20 protein-coding genes and 1 tRNA gene are annotated in these 18,401 nt (G+C 59.6%); 16 read left to right on the forward strand and 5 right to left on the reverse strand.

The features are described from left to right. Positions 1–73: 73 nt before the first annotated feature. Together RHP74_RS07170 and RHP74_RS07175 are read left to right on the forward strand one after the other, a co-directional pair. Positions 74–313, forward strand: a complete 240-nt coding sequence (locus tag RHP74_RS07170) for a sulfurtransferase TusA family protein (RefSeq protein WP_007898654.1) — start codon at positions 74–76, stop codon at positions 311–313. 31 nt (positions 314–344) lie between these two features. Beyond that, on the forward strand, positions 345–1,415 hold the full coding sequence (locus tag RHP74_RS07175) for an AI-2E family transporter (protein ID WP_010462259.1): 1,071 nt from the start codon (positions 345–347) through the stop codon (positions 1,413–1,415). 128 nt (positions 1,416–1,543) lie between these two features. On the opposite strand, the gene RHP74_RS07180 is transcribed toward RHP74_RS07175, so the two are convergent. Beyond that, a complete protein-coding gene (locus RHP74_RS07180) occupies positions 1,544–2,017 on the reverse strand; it encodes a peroxiredoxin (RefSeq protein WP_010462257.1) in 474 nt (157 codons plus the stop codon). Between the two features lie 10 nt (positions 2,018–2,027). After that, positions 2,028–2,588 (reverse strand): glycine cleavage system protein R, encoded by a 561-nt coding sequence (locus tag RHP74_RS07185; RefSeq protein ID WP_010462255.1) that lies wholly within the window; start codon positions 2,586–2,588, stop codon positions 2,028–2,030. A 328-nt stretch (positions 2,589–2,916) separates the two neighbouring features. On the opposite strand from RHP74_RS07185, the gene dapA reads away from it, so the two are divergent. The 5 genes from dapA (at position 2,917) to RHP74_RS07210 (ending at position 6,606) form a co-directional block, all read left to right on the forward strand. Next, positions 2,917–3,795, forward strand: a complete 879-nt coding sequence (gene dapA, locus RHP74_RS07190; protein ID WP_010462253.1) for a 4-hydroxy-tetrahydrodipicolinate synthase — start codon at positions 2,917–2,919, stop codon at positions 3,793–3,795. 17 nt (positions 3,796–3,812) lie between these two features. Beyond that, positions 3,813–4,928: an outer membrane protein assembly factor BamC gene (bamC, locus tag RHP74_RS07195; RefSeq protein WP_077749619.1), complete on the forward strand. Its 1,116-nt coding sequence runs from the start codon at positions 3,813–3,815 to the stop codon at positions 4,926–4,928. A 4-nt stretch (positions 4,929–4,932) separates the two neighbouring features. Continuing rightward, entirely contained in the window at positions 4,933–5,691 is a 759-nt protein-coding gene (locus RHP74_RS07200) for an MBL fold metallo-hydrolase (protein WP_102594115.1), read from the forward strand. 28 nt (positions 5,692–5,719) lie between these two features. After that, positions 5,720–6,433, forward strand: a complete 714-nt coding sequence (gene purC / locus RHP74_RS07205) for a phosphoribosylaminoimidazolesuccinocarboxamide synthase (RefSeq protein WP_008034929.1) — start codon at positions 5,720–5,722, stop codon at positions 6,431–6,433. A gap of 83 nt (positions 6,434–6,516) precedes the next feature. Next, a tRNA-Ser gene (locus tag RHP74_RS07210) sits at positions 6,517–6,606 on the forward strand. A 124-nt stretch (positions 6,607–6,730) separates the two neighbouring features. Here RHP74_RS07210 and RHP74_RS07215 read toward each other — a convergent pair. Then, positions 6,731–7,021 carry a DUF3077 domain-containing protein gene (locus tag RHP74_RS07215; RefSeq protein ID WP_077750056.1) on the reverse strand — a complete coding sequence of 97 codons (291 nt, stop codon included), beginning with the start codon at positions 7,019–7,021 and terminating at the stop codon, positions 6,731–6,733. A 578-nt stretch (positions 7,022–7,599) separates the two neighbouring features. Here RHP74_RS07215 and RHP74_RS07220 point away from each other — a divergent pair. The 3 genes from RHP74_RS07220 (at position 7,600) to RHP74_RS07230 (ending at position 8,870) form a co-directional block, all read left to right on the forward strand. Then, on the forward strand, positions 7,600–7,923 hold the full coding sequence (locus RHP74_RS07220; RefSeq protein WP_311098591.1) for a hypothetical protein: 324 nt from the start codon (positions 7,600–7,602) through the stop codon (positions 7,921–7,923). Positions 7,924–8,167: 244 nt separating this feature from the next. After that, positions 8,168–8,533 carry a hypothetical protein gene (locus RHP74_RS07225; protein WP_145307379.1) on the forward strand — a complete coding sequence of 122 codons (366 nt, stop codon included), beginning with the start codon at positions 8,168–8,170 and terminating at the stop codon, positions 8,531–8,533. Next, positions 8,526–8,870: a hypothetical protein gene (locus RHP74_RS07230; protein WP_197678981.1), complete on the forward strand. Its 345-nt coding sequence runs from the start codon at positions 8,526–8,528 to the stop codon at positions 8,868–8,870. Before RHP74_RS07225 ends, RHP74_RS07230 begins: the two co-directional genes overlap by 8 nt. A 95-nt stretch (positions 8,871–8,965) precedes the next feature. On the opposite strand, the gene RHP74_RS07235 is transcribed toward RHP74_RS07230, so the two are convergent. Together RHP74_RS07235 and RHP74_RS07240 are read right to left on the reverse strand one after the other, a co-directional pair. Continuing rightward, complete coding sequence (locus RHP74_RS07235; RefSeq protein WP_042932918.1) at positions 8,966–9,565, reverse strand: cupin domain-containing protein; 600 nt, start codon at positions 9,563–9,565, stop codon at positions 8,966–8,968. A 67-nt stretch (positions 9,566–9,632) separates the two neighbouring features. After that, positions 9,633–11,594 carry an FAD-dependent oxidoreductase gene (locus tag RHP74_RS07240; protein ID WP_311098595.1) on the reverse strand — a complete coding sequence of 654 codons (1,962 nt, stop codon included), beginning with the start codon at positions 11,592–11,594 and terminating at the stop codon, positions 9,633–9,635. Positions 11,595–11,811: 217 nt separating this feature from the next. Between RHP74_RS07240 and RHP74_RS07245 the strand changes: the two genes are divergently transcribed. The 6 genes from RHP74_RS07245 to RHP74_RS07270 all read left to right on the forward strand — a co-directional run bounded on the left by RHP74_RS07245 (position 11,812) and on the right by RHP74_RS07270 (position 18,301). Further along, complete coding sequence (locus RHP74_RS07245; RefSeq protein ID WP_311098597.1) at positions 11,812–12,861, forward strand: ABC transporter substrate-binding protein; 1,050 nt, start codon at positions 11,812–11,814, stop codon at positions 12,859–12,861. Positions 12,862–12,936: 75 nt separating this feature from the next. Then, positions 12,937–13,716, forward strand: a complete 780-nt coding sequence (locus RHP74_RS07250; protein ID WP_154913885.1) for a class II aldolase/adducin family protein — start codon at positions 12,937–12,939, stop codon at positions 13,714–13,716. Between the two features lie 91 nt (positions 13,717–13,807). Further along, on the forward strand, positions 13,808–14,455 hold the full coding sequence (locus RHP74_RS07255; RefSeq protein ID WP_010462200.1) for a TetR family transcriptional regulator C-terminal domain-containing protein: 648 nt from the start codon (positions 13,808–13,810) through the stop codon (positions 14,453–14,455). A gap of 92 nt (positions 14,456–14,547) precedes the next feature. Then, positions 14,548–15,264, forward strand: coding sequence for a response regulator (locus RHP74_RS07260; RefSeq protein WP_010462198.1), 717 nt, complete (start codon positions 14,548–14,550; stop codon positions 15,262–15,264). A gap of 5 nt (positions 15,265–15,269) precedes the next feature. Beyond that, positions 15,270–16,043: a transporter substrate-binding domain-containing protein gene (locus tag RHP74_RS07265; RefSeq protein ID WP_311098600.1), complete on the forward strand. Its 774-nt coding sequence runs from the start codon at positions 15,270–15,272 to the stop codon at positions 16,041–16,043. Further along, positions 16,040–18,301, forward strand: a complete 2,262-nt coding sequence (locus RHP74_RS07270) for an ATP-binding protein (RefSeq protein WP_311098601.1) — start codon at positions 16,040–16,042, stop codon at positions 18,299–18,301. Before RHP74_RS07265 ends, RHP74_RS07270 begins: the two co-directional genes overlap by 4 nt. The last annotated feature ends 100 nt before the right edge of the window (positions 18,302–18,401 follow it).

An 18,401-nucleotide genomic window follows, 5' to 3' on the forward strand; every position in this document is an offset into this window, starting at 1 on the left:
CTTACTGTAGCCGGACACTTGGCCCGGGACCAGATATTCTAGGCAACTCCACCACCTGACCCGGAGCGATGTAATGACCGATGCTGTAACCCATGACGCCGAACTGGATGCCAGTGGCCTGAATTGCCCGCTGCCATTGCTCAAGGCCAAGCTGGAGCTGAATCGACTGGCCAGTGGCGCGGTGCTCAAGGTCATCGCCACCGATGCGGGTTCCCAGCGCGACTTTCGCACCTTTGCCCGATTGGCCGGTCATACGCTGCTTCGCGAAGAAGATGAGGCGGGTGTTTACCGCTACTGGTTGAAAAAAGCCTGAAACCTGCTGCGTTCATTTCTAAGGATTATTGATGTTCAAGGTGTTACGCGACTGGATTCAGCGCTACTTTTCCGATGAAGAAGCCGTGGTGCTGGCGGTGCTGCTGTTTCTGGCCTTTACCGCCGTTCTGACGTTGGGCGGCATGCTTGCGCCGGTGTTGGCCGGGATGGTGCTGGCGTATCTGATGCAGGGCCTGGTCGTGACCCTCGAACGCCTGCGCATGCCCGGTGGGGTCGCGGTGGGGTTGGTCTTCGCCTTGTTCATGGGCGTTTTGCTGGTGTTCATTATTGTCGTGGTGCCGTTGCTCTGGCATCAGTTGATCACGCTGTTCAACGAACTGCCCGGGATGCTGGCCAAGTGGCAATCGCTGCTGTTACTGCTGCCAGAGCGCTATCCACACCTTGTGTCGGACGAGCAGGTGTTGCAGGCCATCGAGGTGGCGCGGGGCGAGATCGGCAAGTTCGGTCAGTGGGCACTGACGTTCTCGCTGTCGAGTCTGCCTCTGCTGGTGAACATCATGATCTACCTGGTGCTGGTGCCGATCCTGGTGTTCTTCTTTCTCAAGGACCGCGAGATGATCGGTCAGTGGGTGCGCGGCTACCTGCCGCGTGAACGGGCATTGATCACCCGTGTAGCCCATGAAATGAACCGACAGATCGCCAATTACATCCGCGGCAAAGTCATCGAGATTTTCATCTGCGGCGGTGTGACCTACATCGGGTTCGTCGTACTGGGGCTCAACTACGCGGCGTTGCTGGCATTGCTGGTGGGGGTGTCGGTGGTGGTGCCTTACGTTGGCGCAGTGGTAGTGACGGTGCCGGTCATGCTGATCGCGCTGTTCCAATGGGGCTGGAGCGATCAGTTCATTTACCTGATGGCGGTCTACGGGATTATCCAGACGCTGGACGGGAATGTGCTGGTGCCGCTGCTGTTTTCGGAGGCGGTGAATTTGCATCCGGTGGCGATTATCTGTGCGGTGCTGTTGTTTGGCGGGTTGTGGGGGTTCTGGGGGGTGTTCTTTGCGATTCCGCTGGCGACGCTGTTCAAGGCTGTGCTGGATGCCTGGCCGCGCAAGGAGCCGGTGGTGGCGCCGTTGCTTTAGCAGTCAGCCGGGATGAGGCAGTGGGGCAGGTGGCGGCTCCCGAGCAGGCCCGGTCCCACATCGGATCGCGTCAGGCTGGCCAACTCGGTCAACCGTGGGAGCGAGCCTGCTCGCGATAGCGTCAAAACTCAGGCCTTGTTCAACGCCTGTGCAGCCGCCAACACCGCATCCACATGCCCCGGCACCTTCACACCGCGCCATTCCTGACGCAGCACTCCGTCCTTATCAATCAGGAATGTGCTGCGATCAACGCCCATGTATTCCTTGCCATACAGCTTCTTCAGCTTGATCACATCAAACAGCTGGCAGAGCGCTTCTTCCTTGTCGCTGATCAGCTCGAAGGTGAACGCTTGCTTGGCCTTGAAGTTCTCGTGGGATTTCAGGCTGTCACGCGAAACACCGAAGACTTCGGTGTTTGCCGCTTTAAAGGCGTCAAGCTGATCGCGAAAGCCCTGGCCCTGAGTGGTGCAGCCCGGCGTGCTGTCCTTCGGATAGAAGTAGATCACCACCTGCTTGCCTTTAAGGCCCGCGAGGCTGACGGTCTGTCCATTGGTGGCGGGTGCTTCGAAGTCGGCAACCGGTTGGTCGATGGCAACGGCCATGAAAGCTTCCTTACATTGGGTTTTGTGGGCGCCACGGTTCGATCAGTGCATCCAGGTTCAGCGCGTCGGCGAAATCCAGGAACTGATCGCGCAACCAGCTGATCTGCACGCCGGCCGGCAAGGTCACGGTAAACGTGGCGTTGAGCATGGTGCCGCCGGTTTGCGGCGCCTGATACGTGTCGCAGGTCAGGTTTTCCAGCTCGACGTTGTGGTCCATGAAGAACTGGCACAGCTCGTTGATGATGTCCGAGCGATAGGCCGAGCTGACATAAGCGACGTAAGGCAAAGCCTGAGGACGATTCTCCAGCGCCGCGCTGCGCACCACGTTAACGGTGAATGCATGCTTCTTGGCGAGGCCCGGCAGGCTGCCTTCAAGGCGCGCCAGGGCGTCCCAGCTGCCGGAGATTTCGAGGATCAACGCGCTGCACTCGCCATGACGGGTCAGGCGAGAAGTGACCACGGCGCAGCGGTTTTCATGGCTGGCGCGGCACAGGACGTTAGTCAGCTCCATGGGGTTGGCGCCGAGGGCACTGATGACAAGGAATTGTTCGCGAACTGTGGGGGTGGACATGCAGCATTCCTAAAGCGATGAGCGGTCGATACTTTTACGGGCTTTTACTACCGGGGGCGAGCCTGCGGATGCGAATTCAAAAAACCCGGGCCGAAGGTTGCAACGTGCTCCATCAAGGCAGGAGCGAGGGGTGGCAACGCTGGATCGGGGCTTGTGATGCCGAAAATGGAGGCTCAAACCCGACGTGCGAGCTTATCAGTACCGATCAAAGCCTGAAGGGTAGCGAAAAGCAGCGCCAAGGGGAATGGCAGCAGCGCAGTACTTTGCTTGTACAAGCATCTTGGCGCCAGTACCATTACCGCTCTCTTTTTCCGGCAGGAGCGGTTGCATGATTGCGGGCAGTATGGTGGCACTGGTCACACCCATGGATGCACAAGGTCGTCTCGACTGGGACAGCCTGAGCAAACTGGTGGACTTTCACCTGCAGAACGGCACCCACGCGATCGTGGCCGTCGGCACTACAGGTGAATCGGCCACCCTTGACGTAAACGAGCACATCGAAGTGATTCGTTACGTGGTGAAGCAGGTGGCAGGGCGCATTCCGGTGATCGCCGGTACCGGCGCCAACTCGACGCGCGAAGCCATCGAGCTGACCACCAATGCGAAGACCGCCGGCGCCGATGCTTGCCTGCTGGTGACGCCGTACTACAACAAGCCGACCCAGGAAGGCTTGTACCAGCACTTCAAGGCCATCGCCGAAGCCGTCGACATCCCGCAGATCCTGTACAACGTGCCGGGCCGTACCGCCTGCGACATGCTGACCGAAACCGTGATCCGCCTGTCGACCGTGAAAAACATTATCGGCATCAAGGAAGCCACCGGCGACCTGGCCCGCGCCAAAGCCATCATCGACGGCGTCAGCAAAGACTTCCTGGTGCTGTCCGGTGACGACGCCACCGCAGTCGAGCTGATCCTGCTCGGCGGCAAAGGCAACATCTCGGTCACCGCCAACGTCGCCCCGCGCGACATGAGCGACCTGTGCAACGCTGCCCTGAAAGGCGACGCCGTCACGGCCCGCGCGATTCACGAAAAGCTGATGCCGCTCAATAAAACCCTGTTTATCGAATCCAACCCTATCCCCGTGAAATGGGCGCTGCATGAAATGGGCCTGATGCCGGACGGTATTCGTCTGCCGCTCACCTGGCTCAGTGCTGCCTGTCACGAACCGCTGCGGCAGGCCATGCGCCAGTCCGGCGTACTGGTTTAATTGAGGAAGCACTACGCATGAAGCGATTGGCCGGACTTTCCGCACTTGCCTTGATTATCTCCAGCACCAGTGGCTGTGGATGGGTCTGGGGCCCGGAAGGTTATTTCCGTGACCGTGGTAGCGATTACCTGGAAGCGCAACAGACTGCACCTATGCAACTGCCAACGGATGTCAGCACCGCCAAGCGTCTGGATCCGCTGCTGCCGATCCCGCGCAACGTGGCTGATGACACCGCCAAAGGCGAATACATCGTGCCGCGTCCGCAGCCACTGACGGCATCGGCTGACGCCAGCGCCTACTCGCTGCAGAAGAGCGGTGATTCGCGCTCGATCCTGGCCCAGAATCCACCTGCCGAAGCCTGGCCAGTGGCGATACAGTTCTTCCAGGACAACGGTTTCCGTCTGGACGAACAGAAGCCGCAAACCGGTGAATTCACCACCACCTGGCAGCGTTCCGACGAACTGTCGGCAGCGATGGCCAAGCGCCTGAGTTCCGCTGGCGTCAGCACCGACAGCGAAACCCGCGTTCGAGTGCGTATCGAGCCGGGCGTTCAGCGCAACACCAGCGAAATCTACGTGGTCAGCGCCGAGCGTCCTGCCGGCAGCACCGCCGACGTGGCCTTCACCAACCGTTCGGTCAACACTGGCCTGGACGCGGCACTGGTCGACGACATGCTCGCGAGCATGAGCCGCATCTCGGAGAAGGGCGGTTCGGTTTCCATGCTGGCTTCGCGTGATTTCGATACGCCGAGTCGTGTCAGCCTGAGCGAAGACGGCAGCGGCAACCCGGTTCTGAACGTCGGCAATGACCTGGATCGTGCCTGGTCGAGCGTTGGTCGTGCGCTGGAACAGGGCGAATGGCGCGTTGAAGACATCAACCGCAGCCTGGGCCTGTACTACATCAATCTCTCCGAAAAAGCCGAGAAGAAAGACGAGAAGCCTGGCTTCTTCAGCAGCCTGTTCGGCAGCGCGCCGAGCAAGGAAGAAGTTGAAGCCCGTGCCGAGCGTTATCAGGTTCGCCTGAGCAAGGTAGGCGAGAACGTCCAGGTCACCGTCGAGAAAAACATCAACACCGTGGCGCCGGCAGAAGTGGCGCGCAAAGTGTTGAGCGTGATTCAGGACAACCTGGGCTGATCACATGCGTTTTGCCGTTCTCGGCAGCGGTAGCCAAGGGAACGGCACGCTGATAGCCAGCGCTGATACGTATGTGCTGGTGGATTGTGGTTTCTCCTTGCGGGAAACCGAAAAACGCCTGCTGCGCCTGGGTGTGAACCCTGCGCAGTTGAGCGCGATACTCGTGACCCACGAACATGCCGACCACGTGCATGGCGTGGGTTTGCTGTCTCGGCGCTACAATCTGCCTGTCTACCTCAGTCGCGGGACCCAGCGCGGGATGCGCAAACCGATTGAACCGGCTGGCCTTCTGGCTGGCGGCGAGCAACTGCAGATCGGCGCACTGAGCATCGACGTCATTGCCGTGGCCCACGATGCACAGGAACCGACGCAGTACGTTTTCAGCGATGGTGAGCGGCGCTTTGGCCTGCTGACCGACCTGGGCTCGTATTGCAACAAGGTGCTGGACGGCTATCGGGACCTCGATGCGCTGATGATCGAGTCCAACCATTGCCGTGACATGCTCGCTCGCGGTCACTACCCGTACTTCCTGAAGCAGCGGGTGGGCGGTGAACTGGGACATCTGAACAACCACCAGGCGGCATTCCTGGTGTCTGAGTTGGGCTGGCAAGGCCTGCAACACCTGGTCCTGGCCCATCTGAGCAGCAAGAACAACCTGCCGCAGCTGGCCCGGCAATGTTTTGTCGACACCCTCGGGTGCGACCCGGACTGGCTGCAACTGGCCGATCAAGATTCAGGGCTCGACTGGCGACACATCGCCTAGCCCACCTACTTAGCAAGCGGAGCCCATCATGGAAAAACGTGAAGAACTCTACCGCGGCAAAGCCAAATCGGTTTTCAAGACCGACGACGCTGACCGCTTGATCCTGCTGTTTCGCAACGACACCTCGGCGTTCGACGGCAAGCGCATCGAGCAGCTCGACCGCAAAGGCATGGTGAACAACAAGTTCAACGCCTTCATCATGCAGAAACTCGAAGCCGCCGGCGTGCCGACCCAGTTCGACAAACTGCTGGGCGACAACGAATGCCTGGTGAAGAAGCTCGACATGATCCCGGTCGAGTGCGTCGTGCGTAACTACGCCGCCGGCAGCCTGGTCAAGCGCCTGGGCGTCGAAGAAGGCATGAAGCTCAACCCTTACACCTTCGAACTGTTCCTGAAGGACGACGCCAAGGGCGACCCGTTCATCAACGAATCCCATGTCGTGGCCTTCGGTTGGGGCACCGCCGAGCAACTGGTTCGCATGAAAGAACTGTCGCTCAAGGTGAACGAAGTCCTGAGCAAACTGTTCGACGACGCCGGCTTACTGCTGGTCGACTTCAAACTCGAATTCGGCGTGTTCTCCGACGGCTCTATCGTCCTGGGCGACGAATTCAGCCCGGACGGCTGCCGCCTGTGGGACAAGGCCACCGGCAAGAAAATGGACAAAGACCGCTTCCGCCAGGGCCTCGGTGATGTCATCGAAGCCTACGAAGAAGTCGCCAATCGTCTGGGCGTACCGCTTTAATCGACGCAAGCATCTGATAGCACGGAAAAATTTCGCTTAGGGGGTTCGCTTCCGGCGAAAGTGTTGTTATGATGCGCGCCGTTGGAGAGATGCCAGAGTGGCCGAATGGGACGGATTCGAAATCCGTTGTACCTTCACCGGTACCTAGGGTTCGAATCCCTATCTCTCCGCCATTACATAAAAAAAGCCCCGTAGCTGAAAAGTTACGGGGCTTTTTTGTTTCCAATGCCTCGGTCAGGGCATTTTAAACCGTGAACGCGCCGATACATTGGTGTGATTACTCAGGATGGCTGGCCGCTATTTTGCGGCTTTCTTGTCCTTCCGATCAGGTCTGGGTGTTACCGCCTTCACCACATCATCAAGCAGCGCTTTGCCCATCGCCGTTAAATAGTGCGCGGCCCAGGCATGACGGTCGGTGTCTCTTACGTAGGCGGCGTCTTCCGTGAACGCCTTGGCCAGGAACAGAAAATCAGAGGCCTGTGCCAATGCATCACTCACAGGGACTCCAGCGCTGACGTGGAACATCGCTTTTCCTGAGCAGTAGATGGGGGTGAAGCCGATGGTTTTTGCTTCTGTTGGTTCGCTCATTGATCACCTCCATAGACGCAAAGGTGAATAGGTGACGAACAGCGCCGCGCAGAAGGCAGGTGCGTGAGAGGCTTTATTTCGAATGGATTTAGCTTGTTCATTATCAGTTCCCTTGATTAGAAGAACTGCCACTTCGCTGTCTCAAAAGCGGGGTGGCAGCCGTGCGTGGTGTGAGACCCGGCAATCAAGGTAACCGGTAGGCCCGAAAGCCTCCCACGCACAGCCGCCATAAAACCGATTCGCTGACGAAAAAAAACGCCGCATAGGTTCTGTGGCGCTTTGCGCCTTGATTGTCCCCGGGGTCTCACGCCCGATCGCTGAATGTGCAGCGACGTCTGGAGAGTATCCCGACAAAGATAGGGGCAACAAGGCGGTAGCTTGCTGAAATGCACAGTAACGCGCTTCCTTACACAACTCTCGGAGTTTGCCTACAACTTCAGCGAGAGTCACCCGGATATTCTGGTACCGACCCCACTCTGACAAAGAAGCGAAGCCCTACCAAGCGAGAAAAAAAGGCGCATCCCGCTCATTAGCTATCATGCAATAAAGAGCGAAATCACCGGATAGCGGGGAAGAGCATGAACAGATGGCGGCGGCTTTGGTTGATTATCAAGCTGATTGCAGCCCTGGCGGCCTGTGTGGCCGTCGCTGTTCAGGCTTTTCTCTACATGCTGGACAGCTCCGACGCCGTGCAAATTCATCCATTGAGTATTTTGGTTGTCGGGCTGATTTTTGGCTTCATTACTTTTGGACTTCTCTCATTGATTGAGAGGGGTGTGTTGCGACTGGTGGCCCCGATCATTTCCAGACCTCAAGCAGAACCTGAAGGCAATACCGGTGCAATGCCGGAACGGCCACTGACCTTTTCAACCGAAGACCCCACTCATCAGAGAAACCTGTGACCTTGCGCTGGCAGCTTTCGCAAGAGCCCGTGGACGGATCTCACAGGCGTAATTCCGGGCTGACACAAACGAGAGAATCGTCCTACTTCGCACGCGGATACGTCCGAGATTGATCGAAGGTATATTCGTTTTTCAGCGAAGGCATCCGTAATGACTTCGCGGTCGAGCAGGTGGCTGGACGTTACGCACCATCTTCTGGTTGATCGGTTAATCGATGATTTATTCCCTCAAGGAGGAGGTAGCGATGTACAGCAGCAGTGAAGATGGTTTTCAGAGTAATGATCAGACCGGGGTGTCACGAGGCAAGCCAATGCCTGGGGATCTTCATCTGGATACCGGGCGGTTGGCCAACATTTTCAAAGCGCGAATAAAGAATACCGGGTGCCCGTTCTGTGAGCATGATGAGTGGGAGTTACCACTCCAGGCCGGGGCGACGGGTGTCGGGTTGCCTTGGGCGTGTGGCAAAGAGTATTTCCGCTCCGGCACGCAGGCGGTGATGCTTAATTGCAAATACTGCGGATTTATTCGCCTGCATTCGCTCAATGTGCTGGCAGATATCGTCGTCGAAGACAGCAGCAAAACCGTAGCGCTGGAGGTCTGCGATGAGTGAACCTTTTGTGCTGGTAAACCTTGATGAGCATTACCCCGACCGCTTCCCGAGCAACAAAAGAAGTGGCACTGACGAGAATGGACGAAGACCATCAGGTCCTCCAGGAGAAAACCCATTGGAACCGCGAGTATCTAAACTTGAGACGCATATCGAATACGTCCGACGTGACATTGGTGACCTTCGCGTGGAGTTTCGTGAGCACCGTCAAGAGGCTAGAACGGATTTTCGGGAGCACCGCAAAGACGCTCGAACGGATTTTCGTTTACTGTTCGGCGCGTTGATCACCACGGCGCTGGGCTTGGCAGCCATGATGGGAAAAGGGTTCGGTTGGTTGTAAATGAGTGAGTAAAAAGAAAAACCGGCTAAACGCCGGTTTTTTCGTGCAATTTGCCGACACCCTGATTTTGTCTCCGCTCTGAGGTCGCCAGCCCCTCAAAACGAAGGCGGCGTAATCACCCAGATCACCACCGCGTCTACCTCACCAGGATTGCCATACCGATGCGGCTCCTGGCTCGAAAAGCTGAAACTGTCCCCTTCATTCAGCTGGAAATAACGCTCCCCCACCCACAGCTCAAAACTCCCCGACAGCAAATACCCAGCCTCTTCCCCTTCATGGCTGTAACTCTGCTGACTGTAAGTCCCGGGTGGAAACCGTGAGTGCAGCATTTCCAACTGCCGATTCGGCTGCGGCGTCAGCAGCTGATCCACAATCCCGTCCTCATAATGCACGCTCATCCGAGTGTTCTTGCGCACCACAACGCCGTTGTCTTCAGGCGCTGTAGTGCCCTCGCTGGCAAAGAACCATTGGATGGTCACACCCAAACTACGCGCGATATTGAACAGCGCAGGAATCGACGGATAAGCCAGATTCCGTTCCAGCTGGCTGATATACCCCGCCGTCAGCTCGCTCATCTGCGCCAGTTCCGCCAGGGTCATGCCCCGACGTTTACGCAACCCACGAATCCGTGTGCCGAGAAAATGCGGTTCTGCCGTGGCGCTGTCCTGTGTGGGCGCGCTGCTGGCAGGCGGCATCTTGCTGCTGTTGCTCATGGCGTGCTCCAAACCGGGGTGTGTAAAAGCCCCGGAGTATAAAACAGCCTCAAAGCGCCCAGGCGACTTTCAAACCTTCGTAGATGGCTTCTTCGGCGGTGCGCGGGGCGAGGCAGTCGCCGATGCGACGAAATTCCACCAGGCCTTGCAGTTCGGCGCCGAGGGTATCGACGGGTTGATGGCCCTGGCAGAGCACCAGTGTGTCGATGTTTTCGAAGAGCATCGGTTCGCCGCTGGCGGTGTGTTGCAGGTAGACGGTGTTGTCGTCGCAGCCGTAGAGGCGGGCGTAGGGGGTGATCGGGATGCCGAGTTTGTGCAGTTCGCCGGCCAGTTGATCGCGCACGTACAGCGGCAGGTTTTCCCCGCAATGGGTACCGTTGACGGCGAGTTGCACCTGGTGCCCGGCGCGTACCAGACGTTCGGCGATGCCGGGGCCGATCCAGTCGGCGCGCCAATCGACGACCACCACGGAACGACCGATTTGCACCTCCTCGCGCAGCACTTGCCAGGCGTCTACGACCTGCAGTTCGCCGCCTCGCTCGAAGTCCGGCCAATACGGTTCGGCGCCGGTAGCAACGATCACCATGTCCGGCCGCTCGCGTTCGACCAGCGCCCGGTCCACGCGGGTATTGCGCACAACGCGCACCCCGGCCAGCTCCATTTCGCGTTGCAGGTTGGTGCTGGCGCCGCCGAATTCGGCACGCCGGGGCAGCAGTTGCGCCAGCAAGACCTGGCCGCCGAGTTGCGAGCAGGCTTCGTAGAGGGTCACGTCATGGCCGCGCTGGGCGGCCACGGCGGCGGCTTTCATCCCGGCCGGTCCGCCGCCGGCGATCATGATGCGCTTGCGTTGGGCGGCTGGTTGTCGCTGGCCGAAGATCAGTTCACGCCCGGTTTCCGGGTGCTGGATGCAGGAAATCGGCAGGCCTTTGTGGAAGTGGCCGATGCACGCCTGGTTGCAGGCGATGCAGGCGCGCACGTCTTCGACATGGCCAGTGTCAGTTTTGTTGGGCATTTGCGGGTCGCAGATCAGGGCGCGGGTCATGCCGCAGACGTCGGCTTGGCCACGAGCCAGAATCAATTCGGCTTCTTGCGGCTGGTTGATGCGCCCGGTGACGAACAGTGGAATCGACAACCCGGCCTTGAACGTTCCGGCTTCCTTGGCCAGGTACGCGGCTTCGATCGCCATCGGCGGCACGATGTGCACGGCGCCGCCTAAAGACGCCGAGGTGCCGGCGACGATGTGCACGTAGTCCAGAATCGGTTGCAGGGATTGCACGGCGGCCAGGGATTCGTCCTCGGTCAGCCCCTCGGGATCGCGTTCATCGGCGGAAATGCGCAGGCCGACGATGAAGTGTTCATCGGTGTTGGCGCGCACCGCCGCGATCACTTCCCGCAGGAAACGCAGGCGCTGTTCCAGCTCGCCGTTATAGCCATCGGTGCGACGGTTGACCCTGGGGTTGAGGAATTGCGCCGGCAGGTAGCCATGGCTGGCGACCACTTCCACACCGTCGATTCTGGCCTGGTACAGACGTCGGGCAGCGGCGCCATAACCGGCGACGATCTCGTCGATCATCGCTTGATCCAGCGCACGCGGCATCACCCGGAAACGCTCGTTGGGCACCGCTGACGGCGAGTAGGCGACGGCCAGCAAGCCATCGCTTGACTCCATGATTTCCCGACCTGGATGGAAGATCTGCGACAGCACCACGGTGCCGTGCGCATGGCAACGTTCAGCGATCGTCCGATAGCCCTCGATGCAAGCGTCGTCAGTGGCCATCAGCACATGGGAGGTGTACCGCGCGCTGTCATGCACCCCGGCCACTTGCAACACGATCAGCCCGACGCCACCTTCGGCCCGAGCGGTGTGGTAAGCGATCAGTTGCTCGTTGACCAGGTTGTTGGTGGGCATCGAGGTGTCGTGACCGCTGGACATGATGCGGTTCTTCAGGCGTTTGCCACGCAGCTGCAAGGGTTCGAACAGGTGTGCAAAAGCGGGGGACGAGGTCGGCATGGGACGGTTACTCCAGGCAGGCTGCAGCCGAAAGGCCGGCTTTTCGGTGTTGTTATTATTTGCCTATAGAAATTTACCTGTAGTAAAAAATCAACTTGTTTTTTTACTATGCCTCGCAGTAGATTCGTTTGGCGCCCGCACCTGGGGCGAACCTCACAACAATAAAAAAGGGCCACATCGACGTTGAGTCGAGTGACACCTGCAAGAGGAACCACTGATGAAATCGAATACGCTCAAGCACGGTTTTTATCCCTTGATGCTGTCCTTGGCCGTCAGCCTTGGCAGCGCTCAGGCAGCACCGGACATGGTGGTGGTGGGTTACGGCGGCGCCGGCCAGAAAGCCCAGGATGTGGCGTTCTTCCAGCCGTTCAGCATTGCGGATCGCAGCAAGCTGATTCAAAGCGAATACAACGGTGAGATGGCCCGGATCAAAGTGATGGTCGACACCGGCAACGCCGATTGGGACGTGGTGCAGATAGAAGGCCCCGACCTGATGCGCGGTTGCGACGAAGGAATGTATGAAAAACTCGACTGGAATATCCTCGGTCGCGTCGAACAATTGATTCCCGACGCCGCGCAGCCGTGCGGCTCGGCAGCGCTGGTGTGGAGCGTGGCGATTGCCTACGACACGCAGAAGCTGGCGCAGGCTCCGACGTCGTGGGCCGACTTCTGGGATGTGCAGAAAACCCCCGGCAAACGCGGGCTGCGCAAGCGTGCTGTGTATAACCTGGAGTTCGCGTTGCTGGCCGACGGCGTGAAAGTCGAAGACGTTTATTCAGTGTTGAACACGCCGCAAGGTGTCGACCGGGCCTTCGCCAAGCTCACCGAGCTCAAACCCTACATCCAGTGGTGGGAAGCCGGCGCGCAACCGGCGCAATGGCTGACGGCCGGGGATGTGGTGATGACCTCGACGTACAGCGGACGTGTGGCCGCAGCCGCGCAAAACGGCAGTCACCTGGGGCTGGTGTGGCCGGGCAGTCTGTATGGCATGGATTACTGGGCGATCATCAAAGGCTCGAAACATGTCGATCAGGCCAAGCGCTTTATCGCGTTCGCCAATCAGCCGGACGCGCAGGTCAAGTATGTCGAGCAGATCCCTTACGGCCCGACCAATACGCAAGCGGCAGCCAGACTCGACGGCAAACTCGCGCAATGGGTACCCACGGCGCCGCAAAACCTGAAAGGCGCGCTGTCGATGGACGTGGCGTTCTGGGTCGATCACGGCGAAGAACTCGAAGAGCGTTTTAATGCCTGGGCCAGCAAGTAGCCGCTGGCGGCTGGACGTTTCACCGCGTCCGGCCTTACTGTTTTGCGCAGTCGATCACCCTGGAGAACCGCAACAATGAACGAGATCGCCCACCCGCTGCGCAGCACGACGGAACAGCATCTGCGCGAGGAACTGGCCGCCTGTTATCGATTGATCGCGCACTTTCGCATGACCGATCTGATTTTTACCCACATCTCGGTGCGACTGCCGGGGCCTGAGCATCACTTCCTGATCAATCCATACGGGCTGATGTTCGATGAGATCACCGCGTCGAATCTGGTGAAGATCGGCCTTGATGGCCGGGCCGTGGAGCCGTCGCCGTATCCCGTGAATCCGGCAGGTTTTGTGATTCACAGCGCCATTCATGGTGCGCGTGACGATGCGCAGTGCGTGCTGCACACCCACACCCGATCCGGCTGCGCGGTCGCGGCGTTGAAGTGCGGGTTGTTGCCGGTGAACCAGATCTCCATGGAGTTCTACGGGCGGGTGGCCTATCACGACTATGAAGGCGTGGCGCTGGACATGAGCGAGCAGCAGCGCCTGGTGCAGGACCTTGGCGACAAGCCGGTGCTGATGCTGCGTAATCACGGTTTGCTGACCGTTGGCGAGACTGTGAGCCAAGCCTTCTTGCGCATGTACTACCTGGAAAAAGCCTGTGAAATCCAGCTCGCTGCGCAAGCTGCCGGTGAGTTGGTCTTGCCGCCGAGCGAGGTGTGCGAACACACCGAACGTCAGTTCAATGATCCTGGCCGGCCGCTGGACGAAGGGGAGTTGAGCGACCCGGACGCCATGCAGTTGGCCTGGGCCGCGCTGTTGCGATTGCTTGAGCGGGTGGCGCCGGGTTATCGCGACTGACTGGAGACTTGCCACGCTCTTGCTGTACAGTCGTTCAGCCCGCGGCGTTCACCGCCGCGCCCTAATGATTGATCCACGGAGAGTGTCGCGCATGAGTCAGGAAGCCCGTTTTTCCCGCATGGAGCCGGAGTTGCGCAAGGCCAACCTGATCGAAGCCACGCTGGTTTGCCTCAAGCGCCACGGCTTTCAGGGCGCATCGATCCGCAAGATTTCCGCCGAGGCCGGCGTCTCGGTCGGGTTGATCAGCCATCATTATTCCGGCAAGGACGAATTGGTGGCCGAGGCCTACCGGGCGATTACTGGCAGGGTCATGGGGTTGCTGCGCGACGCCATGGAACACGCGGCACCCAGCGCCCGGGAACGCTTGTCGGCGTTTTTTCGCGGCTCGTTTTCAGCCGAATTACTCGACCCGCAATTGATTGATGCCTGGCTGGCATTCTGGGGGGCTGTACGCACGGCGGAATCAATCAACCTCGCGCACGAGCATTCCTACGGCGAGTATCGCGGCATCTTGCGTAAAGTCCTGACCGAATTGGCGCAGGAGGAGGGCTGGGAACACTTCGATGCCGACCTGGCCGCCATCAGCCTTAGCGCGTTGCTTGATGGTTTGTGGCTGGAGTCGGGACTCAACCCGGGTACCTTTACCCCGGAGCAAGGCATTCAGATTTGCGAAGCCTGGGTCGACGGCTTGCAGGCGGGCGGTCGTCAACGGTTTTGCGTTCAGACGACGGGCTGTTGATCGGTCGTTCAGCTGCCGATACTCTCTGGCGCCAAGGCAACAAAACACTCTAATAAGAAACACGCCTTCGGGCATACGCGGGACACCTAGCGATGACTCCTCGGGTACTGATCGTCGATGACGATCCGCTGATTCGCGAACTGCTGCATGCCTACCTGTCCCAGGAAGGTTATGACGTGCATTGCGCCGCCACCGCGGAGCTGGCCGAAACCTTTCTGGCGAGCCAGACGGTGGATCTGGTGATGCTCGATATCCGCTTGCCGGGCAAGGACGGGCTGACCCTGACCCGGGAGCTGCGGGTCCGTTCGGAAGTCGGGATCATTCTGATCACCGGACGCAACGATGAAATCGATCGCATCGTCGGCCTCGAATGCGGCGCCGACGACTACGTGATCAAACCCCTCAACCCACGCGAGCTGGTGTCCCGGGCGAAAAACCTGATACGCCGGGTTCGCCACGCGCAGGCGCCCCAGCCGGTGGCGGCCATTGCAAAACCGGTCAAGCAATTCGCCGACTGGGCGCTGGACACCGATCGCCGACGGCTGATCGACGCCACTGGCAGCGAAACCCTGCTGACCCACGGCGAATACCAGCTGCTCAGCGTGTTCCTGCGCAACAGCGGCCACACGTTGAGCCGCGATCAGTTGATGGACCAGATCCGCAACCGCGAGTGGGTGCCCAATGATCGTTCCATCGACGTGTTGGTCGGACGTTTACGGCGCAAGTTGCACGACGATCCGGCCGAGCCGCAGTTGATCATTACCATCCACGGTGCCGGTTACCTGTTCACCGCCAGCGTAGCGGCCTGACTCTTATGTGGCGGCTGTTTGCGCTGCTGCTGGGGTTGGTCGCCCACAGCACAATGGCGGCGGAAAAGATTCGCTATTGCGACTATCCGGTCTACCCGCCGATCTCCTGGAGTGACGGCAAGCAGGTACGCGGCCTGGCCCCGAGCGTGGTGAAAAACCTCTTCGAGAAACTCGGCTATGAAGTCGACATCATCGTGCTCGGCAACTGGAAGCGCTGCCTGCTCGACGCCGCTGAAGGCCGGGTCGATGTGGTGTTGGCCTACAACACCGCACAACGCGAGCAGAGCATGATGTTTTCCACGGTGCCGGTGTTGCGTGAAGAGGTCGCACTGTTCATCAACCGCCAGCGTCCGGTGAAATTCGAGCGTCTGGAGGACCTGGCCCATTACCGTGGCGGGCTGCTGTTCGGTGAAAGTTATGGCGTGGAATTCGACCGCTTGGTCGCACAGCACCAAAACATCGAGTGGGTCTCTGACAGCCACCAGAACTTCGGAAAACTGATTCGCGGGCGCATCGACTTCATCACCTCGGAGCGACGCACCGGCGAGCTTTACGTCGAGAACCTGCCGGGCGCACAAGACATCGTCGCCTTGCCGACCTCCTTGAGCGTTGACTACCTGCGGATTGCGGTATCACGCCGTTCACCACTGGCCAGCCGCATGCCGGACATCGATGCGCAACTCAAACGCATGGTCGATGCCGGGGAGGTCGAGCGTTTGCTCGACGAAAGCGAAGTCACGTACCGCGACATGATCAACCTGCCGGCGAATTCGAAATGATCGGCGCACGGCCCGGGGGGCTGTTGCGGCGTCTGCTGTTGTTCATTCTGTTGTTCAGCCTGTGCTTCACCGTCCTGGCGAGCACCGTGCAGTTGTACTTCGAATACCGCCGCGAGATGCGCGAGATCGATTCGCGCATGGAGCTGATTCGCGCCGGGTATCTGGCCAGTCTGGAGCGCAGTCTCTGGGACTTGAACCAGGAACAATTGAATGTGCAGTTACGCGGCCTGGTGGATTTTTCCGACGTGGCACGGGTGCATCTGATCAGCCCTGATTTCGATCTGCTGCATGGCAACGCGGAGCCGATAGGGCCGTTGCGCATTGAGCGTTTTCAATTGGACTATCAACCGCCGTCCGGGCCGTCGCGGCATCTGGGCCAGTTGGAGGTCAGCACCGATCTGGGCGCCGTGCACCAGCGTTTGTACGCCACCGGTTTGACCAGCCTGTTATGGATGAGCGTGTTCCTATGCGGGTTGGCGGTGGCGCTGTCGGGGCTGTTTTACCGCTTGGTCACGCGGCACCTGCAAGTCATGGCCGAGTTCGCCCGGCGTGTTGCCGCCGGTGACTGGCACGACCCCTTGCAACTGGACAAGCGCCGTGGCGCTGACGAGGACGAAATCGACACCGTGGCCCATGCGCTGGACGACATGCGCCGGGCAATCCTCAGTGACATTGACCGCCGGGAAACCGATCGACTGGCCCTGCAAGACAACCGCGATGAACTGCTGCGAAGGGTCGAGCGCCGCACCGCCAGCCTGATGCGTGCCAAGGATGAAGCCGAAGCGGCCAACCTTGCGAAATCACGGTTCCTGGCGACCATGAGCCACGAACTGCGCACGCCGCTCAACGGCATCCTTGGCATGGCCGAATTGCTGCGTGACGCCCACTTGGATGAGCGCAACGGCAAACGTCTGGATGCGTTGTACAAGGCGGGCGAAGGGTTGTTGTCGATTCTCAATGAAGTGCTGTATTTCGCTCGATTGGAGGAGGGCGTCAGCCACCCGGAACCGGTCGACTTTTCCCTCCGGCGGTTGCTCGAAGAGGTGCTGACGCTGCTGGAACCGCGCGCGCTGAGCAACGACACGACGCTGCACTGCCGGATGGATCCGCAGGTCGCCGACCGGCACCATGGCGCCGAACAATTCTTGCGTCAGGTATTGAGCAACTTGCTGGCCAACGCGATCAAGTTCACCGAAGGTGGAGAGGTCAGAGTCGAGGTCGTGCTGCTGGCTCCCAACCCGCAACAGACCGGGCAACGGCTGCGCCTGAGCGTGACGGACAACGGCATCGGCATTGCGCCGGCGGTGCAGGATAAGATTTTCGAGCGCTTCACGCAGGCCAGCGAGGAGGTGGCGCAACGCTTCGGCGGAACCGGTCTCGGATTGGCCATTTGCAAACATCTGGTGGAGCAGTTGGGCGGGCAGATCGGTGTTGAAAGCCAGGTCGGGCAGGGCAGCTGTTTCTGGTTTGAAGTGACGTTGCAACCGTCGACCGGCACCACCGAGGTGGCGTCAAGCAGCGAACCCGGCAGGTCGCTGAAGATTCTGGTGGTCGAGGACGTGGCGCTGAACCGTGAAGTGGTCAGCGGCTTGCTGCAACGGGACGGGCATCAGGTCTGGCTCGCCGAAGACGGCGAGCAGGCGCTGATGCAATGCGCCGGGCAGACGTTCGATTTGATCCTGCTCGACGTGCACCTGCCGGGCATCAGTGGCGTCGAGTTGTGCACATTGATTCGCGGCACCGAAGGCCCGAACCGCCAATGCCGAATCTTCGCCCTGACCGCCAGTGTGCAACCGGCGCTGGTGCGCGGTTATCTGGATGCCGGGATGGACGGCATCCTCGCCAAACCTCTGAAGCTCGACAATCTGCGTCAGGCCCTGGCCGGGCATTCACCCATACCCACGCCGCAGCCTGTTGACGAGGCAATGGATTGGCCGTTGCTGGACACCCACCGCACCTTGCTCGGTGAACAGAAACTCCAGGGATTGCTGGCGGTGTTGCGCGATTCGATCAGCCAGCATCGCGAAGCGCTCACGGAAGCGATCGAGGCCGACGATTGCACCGAAGTCGCTCACCTGGCGCATCGCCTGGCCGGCAGCAGCGACTCATTGGGCTTTCGTGCATTGGCCACTGTGCTGCGCGCGCTGGAAGAGGCTGCGCTGGTCAACGACGAATCAAGGTTGCGGATATTGGCACCGCAGGTTCACGCGCACTTGCAGCATTCACAACAGACGCTGACCGACCTGCTGCACCCCTGACATACAAGTTCGTTACGACTTTTTACAACTTCGAGCGTTAAGGTCAACGGGAGCTTACATGGCCTTCCAATAATCGAGATAACCGCCACAGCGCGGTCTT

The sequence above is a fragment of the Pseudomonas sp. SG20052 genome, assembly GCF_031766055.1.
Lineage (GTDB): Bacteria > Pseudomonadota > Gammaproteobacteria > Pseudomonadales > Pseudomonadaceae > Aquipseudomonas > Aquipseudomonas mandelii.

Excerpts from the sequence above, each read along its gene's own strand:
- RHP74_RS07240 (WP_311098595.1), bottom strand. The coding sequence starts at position 11,594 with ATGCCGACCTCGTCCCCCGCTTTTGCACACCTGTTCGAACCCTTGCAG.
- RHP74_RS07215 (WP_077750056.1), bottom strand. The coding sequence starts at position 7,021 with ATGAGCGAACCAACAGAAGCAAAAACCATCGGCTTCACCCCCATCTAC.
- RHP74_RS07255 (WP_010462200.1), top strand. The coding sequence starts at position 13,808 with ATGAGTCAGGAAGCCCGTTTTTCCCGCATGGAGCCGGAGTTGCGCAAG.
- RHP74_RS07265 (WP_311098600.1), top strand. The coding sequence starts at position 15,270 with ATGTGGCGGCTGTTTGCGCTGCTGCTGGGGTTGGTCGCCCACAGCACA.
- RHP74_RS07185 (WP_010462255.1), bottom strand. The coding sequence starts at position 2,588 with ATGTCCACCCCCACAGTTCGCGAACAATTCCTTGTCATCAGTGCCCTC.
- bamC (WP_077749619.1), top strand. The coding sequence starts at position 3,813 with ATGAAGCGATTGGCCGGACTTTCCGCACTTGCCTTGATTATCTCCAGC.
- RHP74_RS07230 (WP_197678981.1), top strand. The coding sequence starts at position 8,526 with ATGAGTGAACCTTTTGTGCTGGTAAACCTTGATGAGCATTACCCCGAC.
- RHP74_RS07245 (WP_311098597.1), top strand. The coding sequence starts at position 11,812 with ATGAAATCGAATACGCTCAAGCACGGTTTTTATCCCTTGATGCTGTCC.
- RHP74_RS07260 (WP_010462198.1), top strand. The coding sequence starts at position 14,548 with ATGACTCCTCGGGTACTGATCGTCGATGACGATCCGCTGATTCGCGAA.
- dapA (WP_010462253.1), top strand. The coding sequence starts at position 2,917 with ATGATTGCGGGCAGTATGGTGGCACTGGTCACACCCATGGATGCACAA.
- RHP74_RS07250 (WP_154913885.1), top strand. The coding sequence starts at position 12,937 with ATGAACGAGATCGCCCACCCGCTGCGCAGCACGACGGAACAGCATCTG.
- RHP74_RS07180 (WP_010462257.1), bottom strand. The coding sequence starts at position 2,017 with ATGGCCGTTGCCATCGACCAACCGGTTGCCGACTTCGAAGCACCCGCC.
- RHP74_RS07225 (WP_145307379.1), top strand. The coding sequence starts at position 8,168 with ATGTACAGCAGCAGTGAAGATGGTTTTCAGAGTAATGATCAGACCGGG.
- purC (WP_008034929.1), top strand. The coding sequence starts at position 5,720 with ATGGAAAAACGTGAAGAACTCTACCGCGGCAAAGCCAAATCGGTTTTC.
- RHP74_RS07220 (WP_311098591.1), top strand. The coding sequence starts at position 7,600 with ATGAACAGATGGCGGCGGCTTTGGTTGATTATCAAGCTGATTGCAGCC.
- RHP74_RS07235 (WP_042932918.1), bottom strand. The coding sequence starts at position 9,565 with ATGCCGCCTGCCAGCAGCGCGCCCACACAGGACAGCGCCACGGCAGAA.
- RHP74_RS07175 (WP_010462259.1), top strand. The coding sequence starts at position 345 with ATGTTCAAGGTGTTACGCGACTGGATTCAGCGCTACTTTTCCGATGAA.
- RHP74_RS07170 (WP_007898654.1), top strand. The coding sequence starts at position 74 with ATGACCGATGCTGTAACCCATGACGCCGAACTGGATGCCAGTGGCCTG.
- RHP74_RS07270 (WP_311098601.1), top strand. The coding sequence starts at position 16,040 with ATGATCGGCGCACGGCCCGGGGGGCTGTTGCGGCGTCTGCTGTTGTTC.
- RHP74_RS07200 (WP_102594115.1), top strand. The coding sequence starts at position 4,933 with ATGCGTTTTGCCGTTCTCGGCAGCGGTAGCCAAGGGAACGGCACGCTG.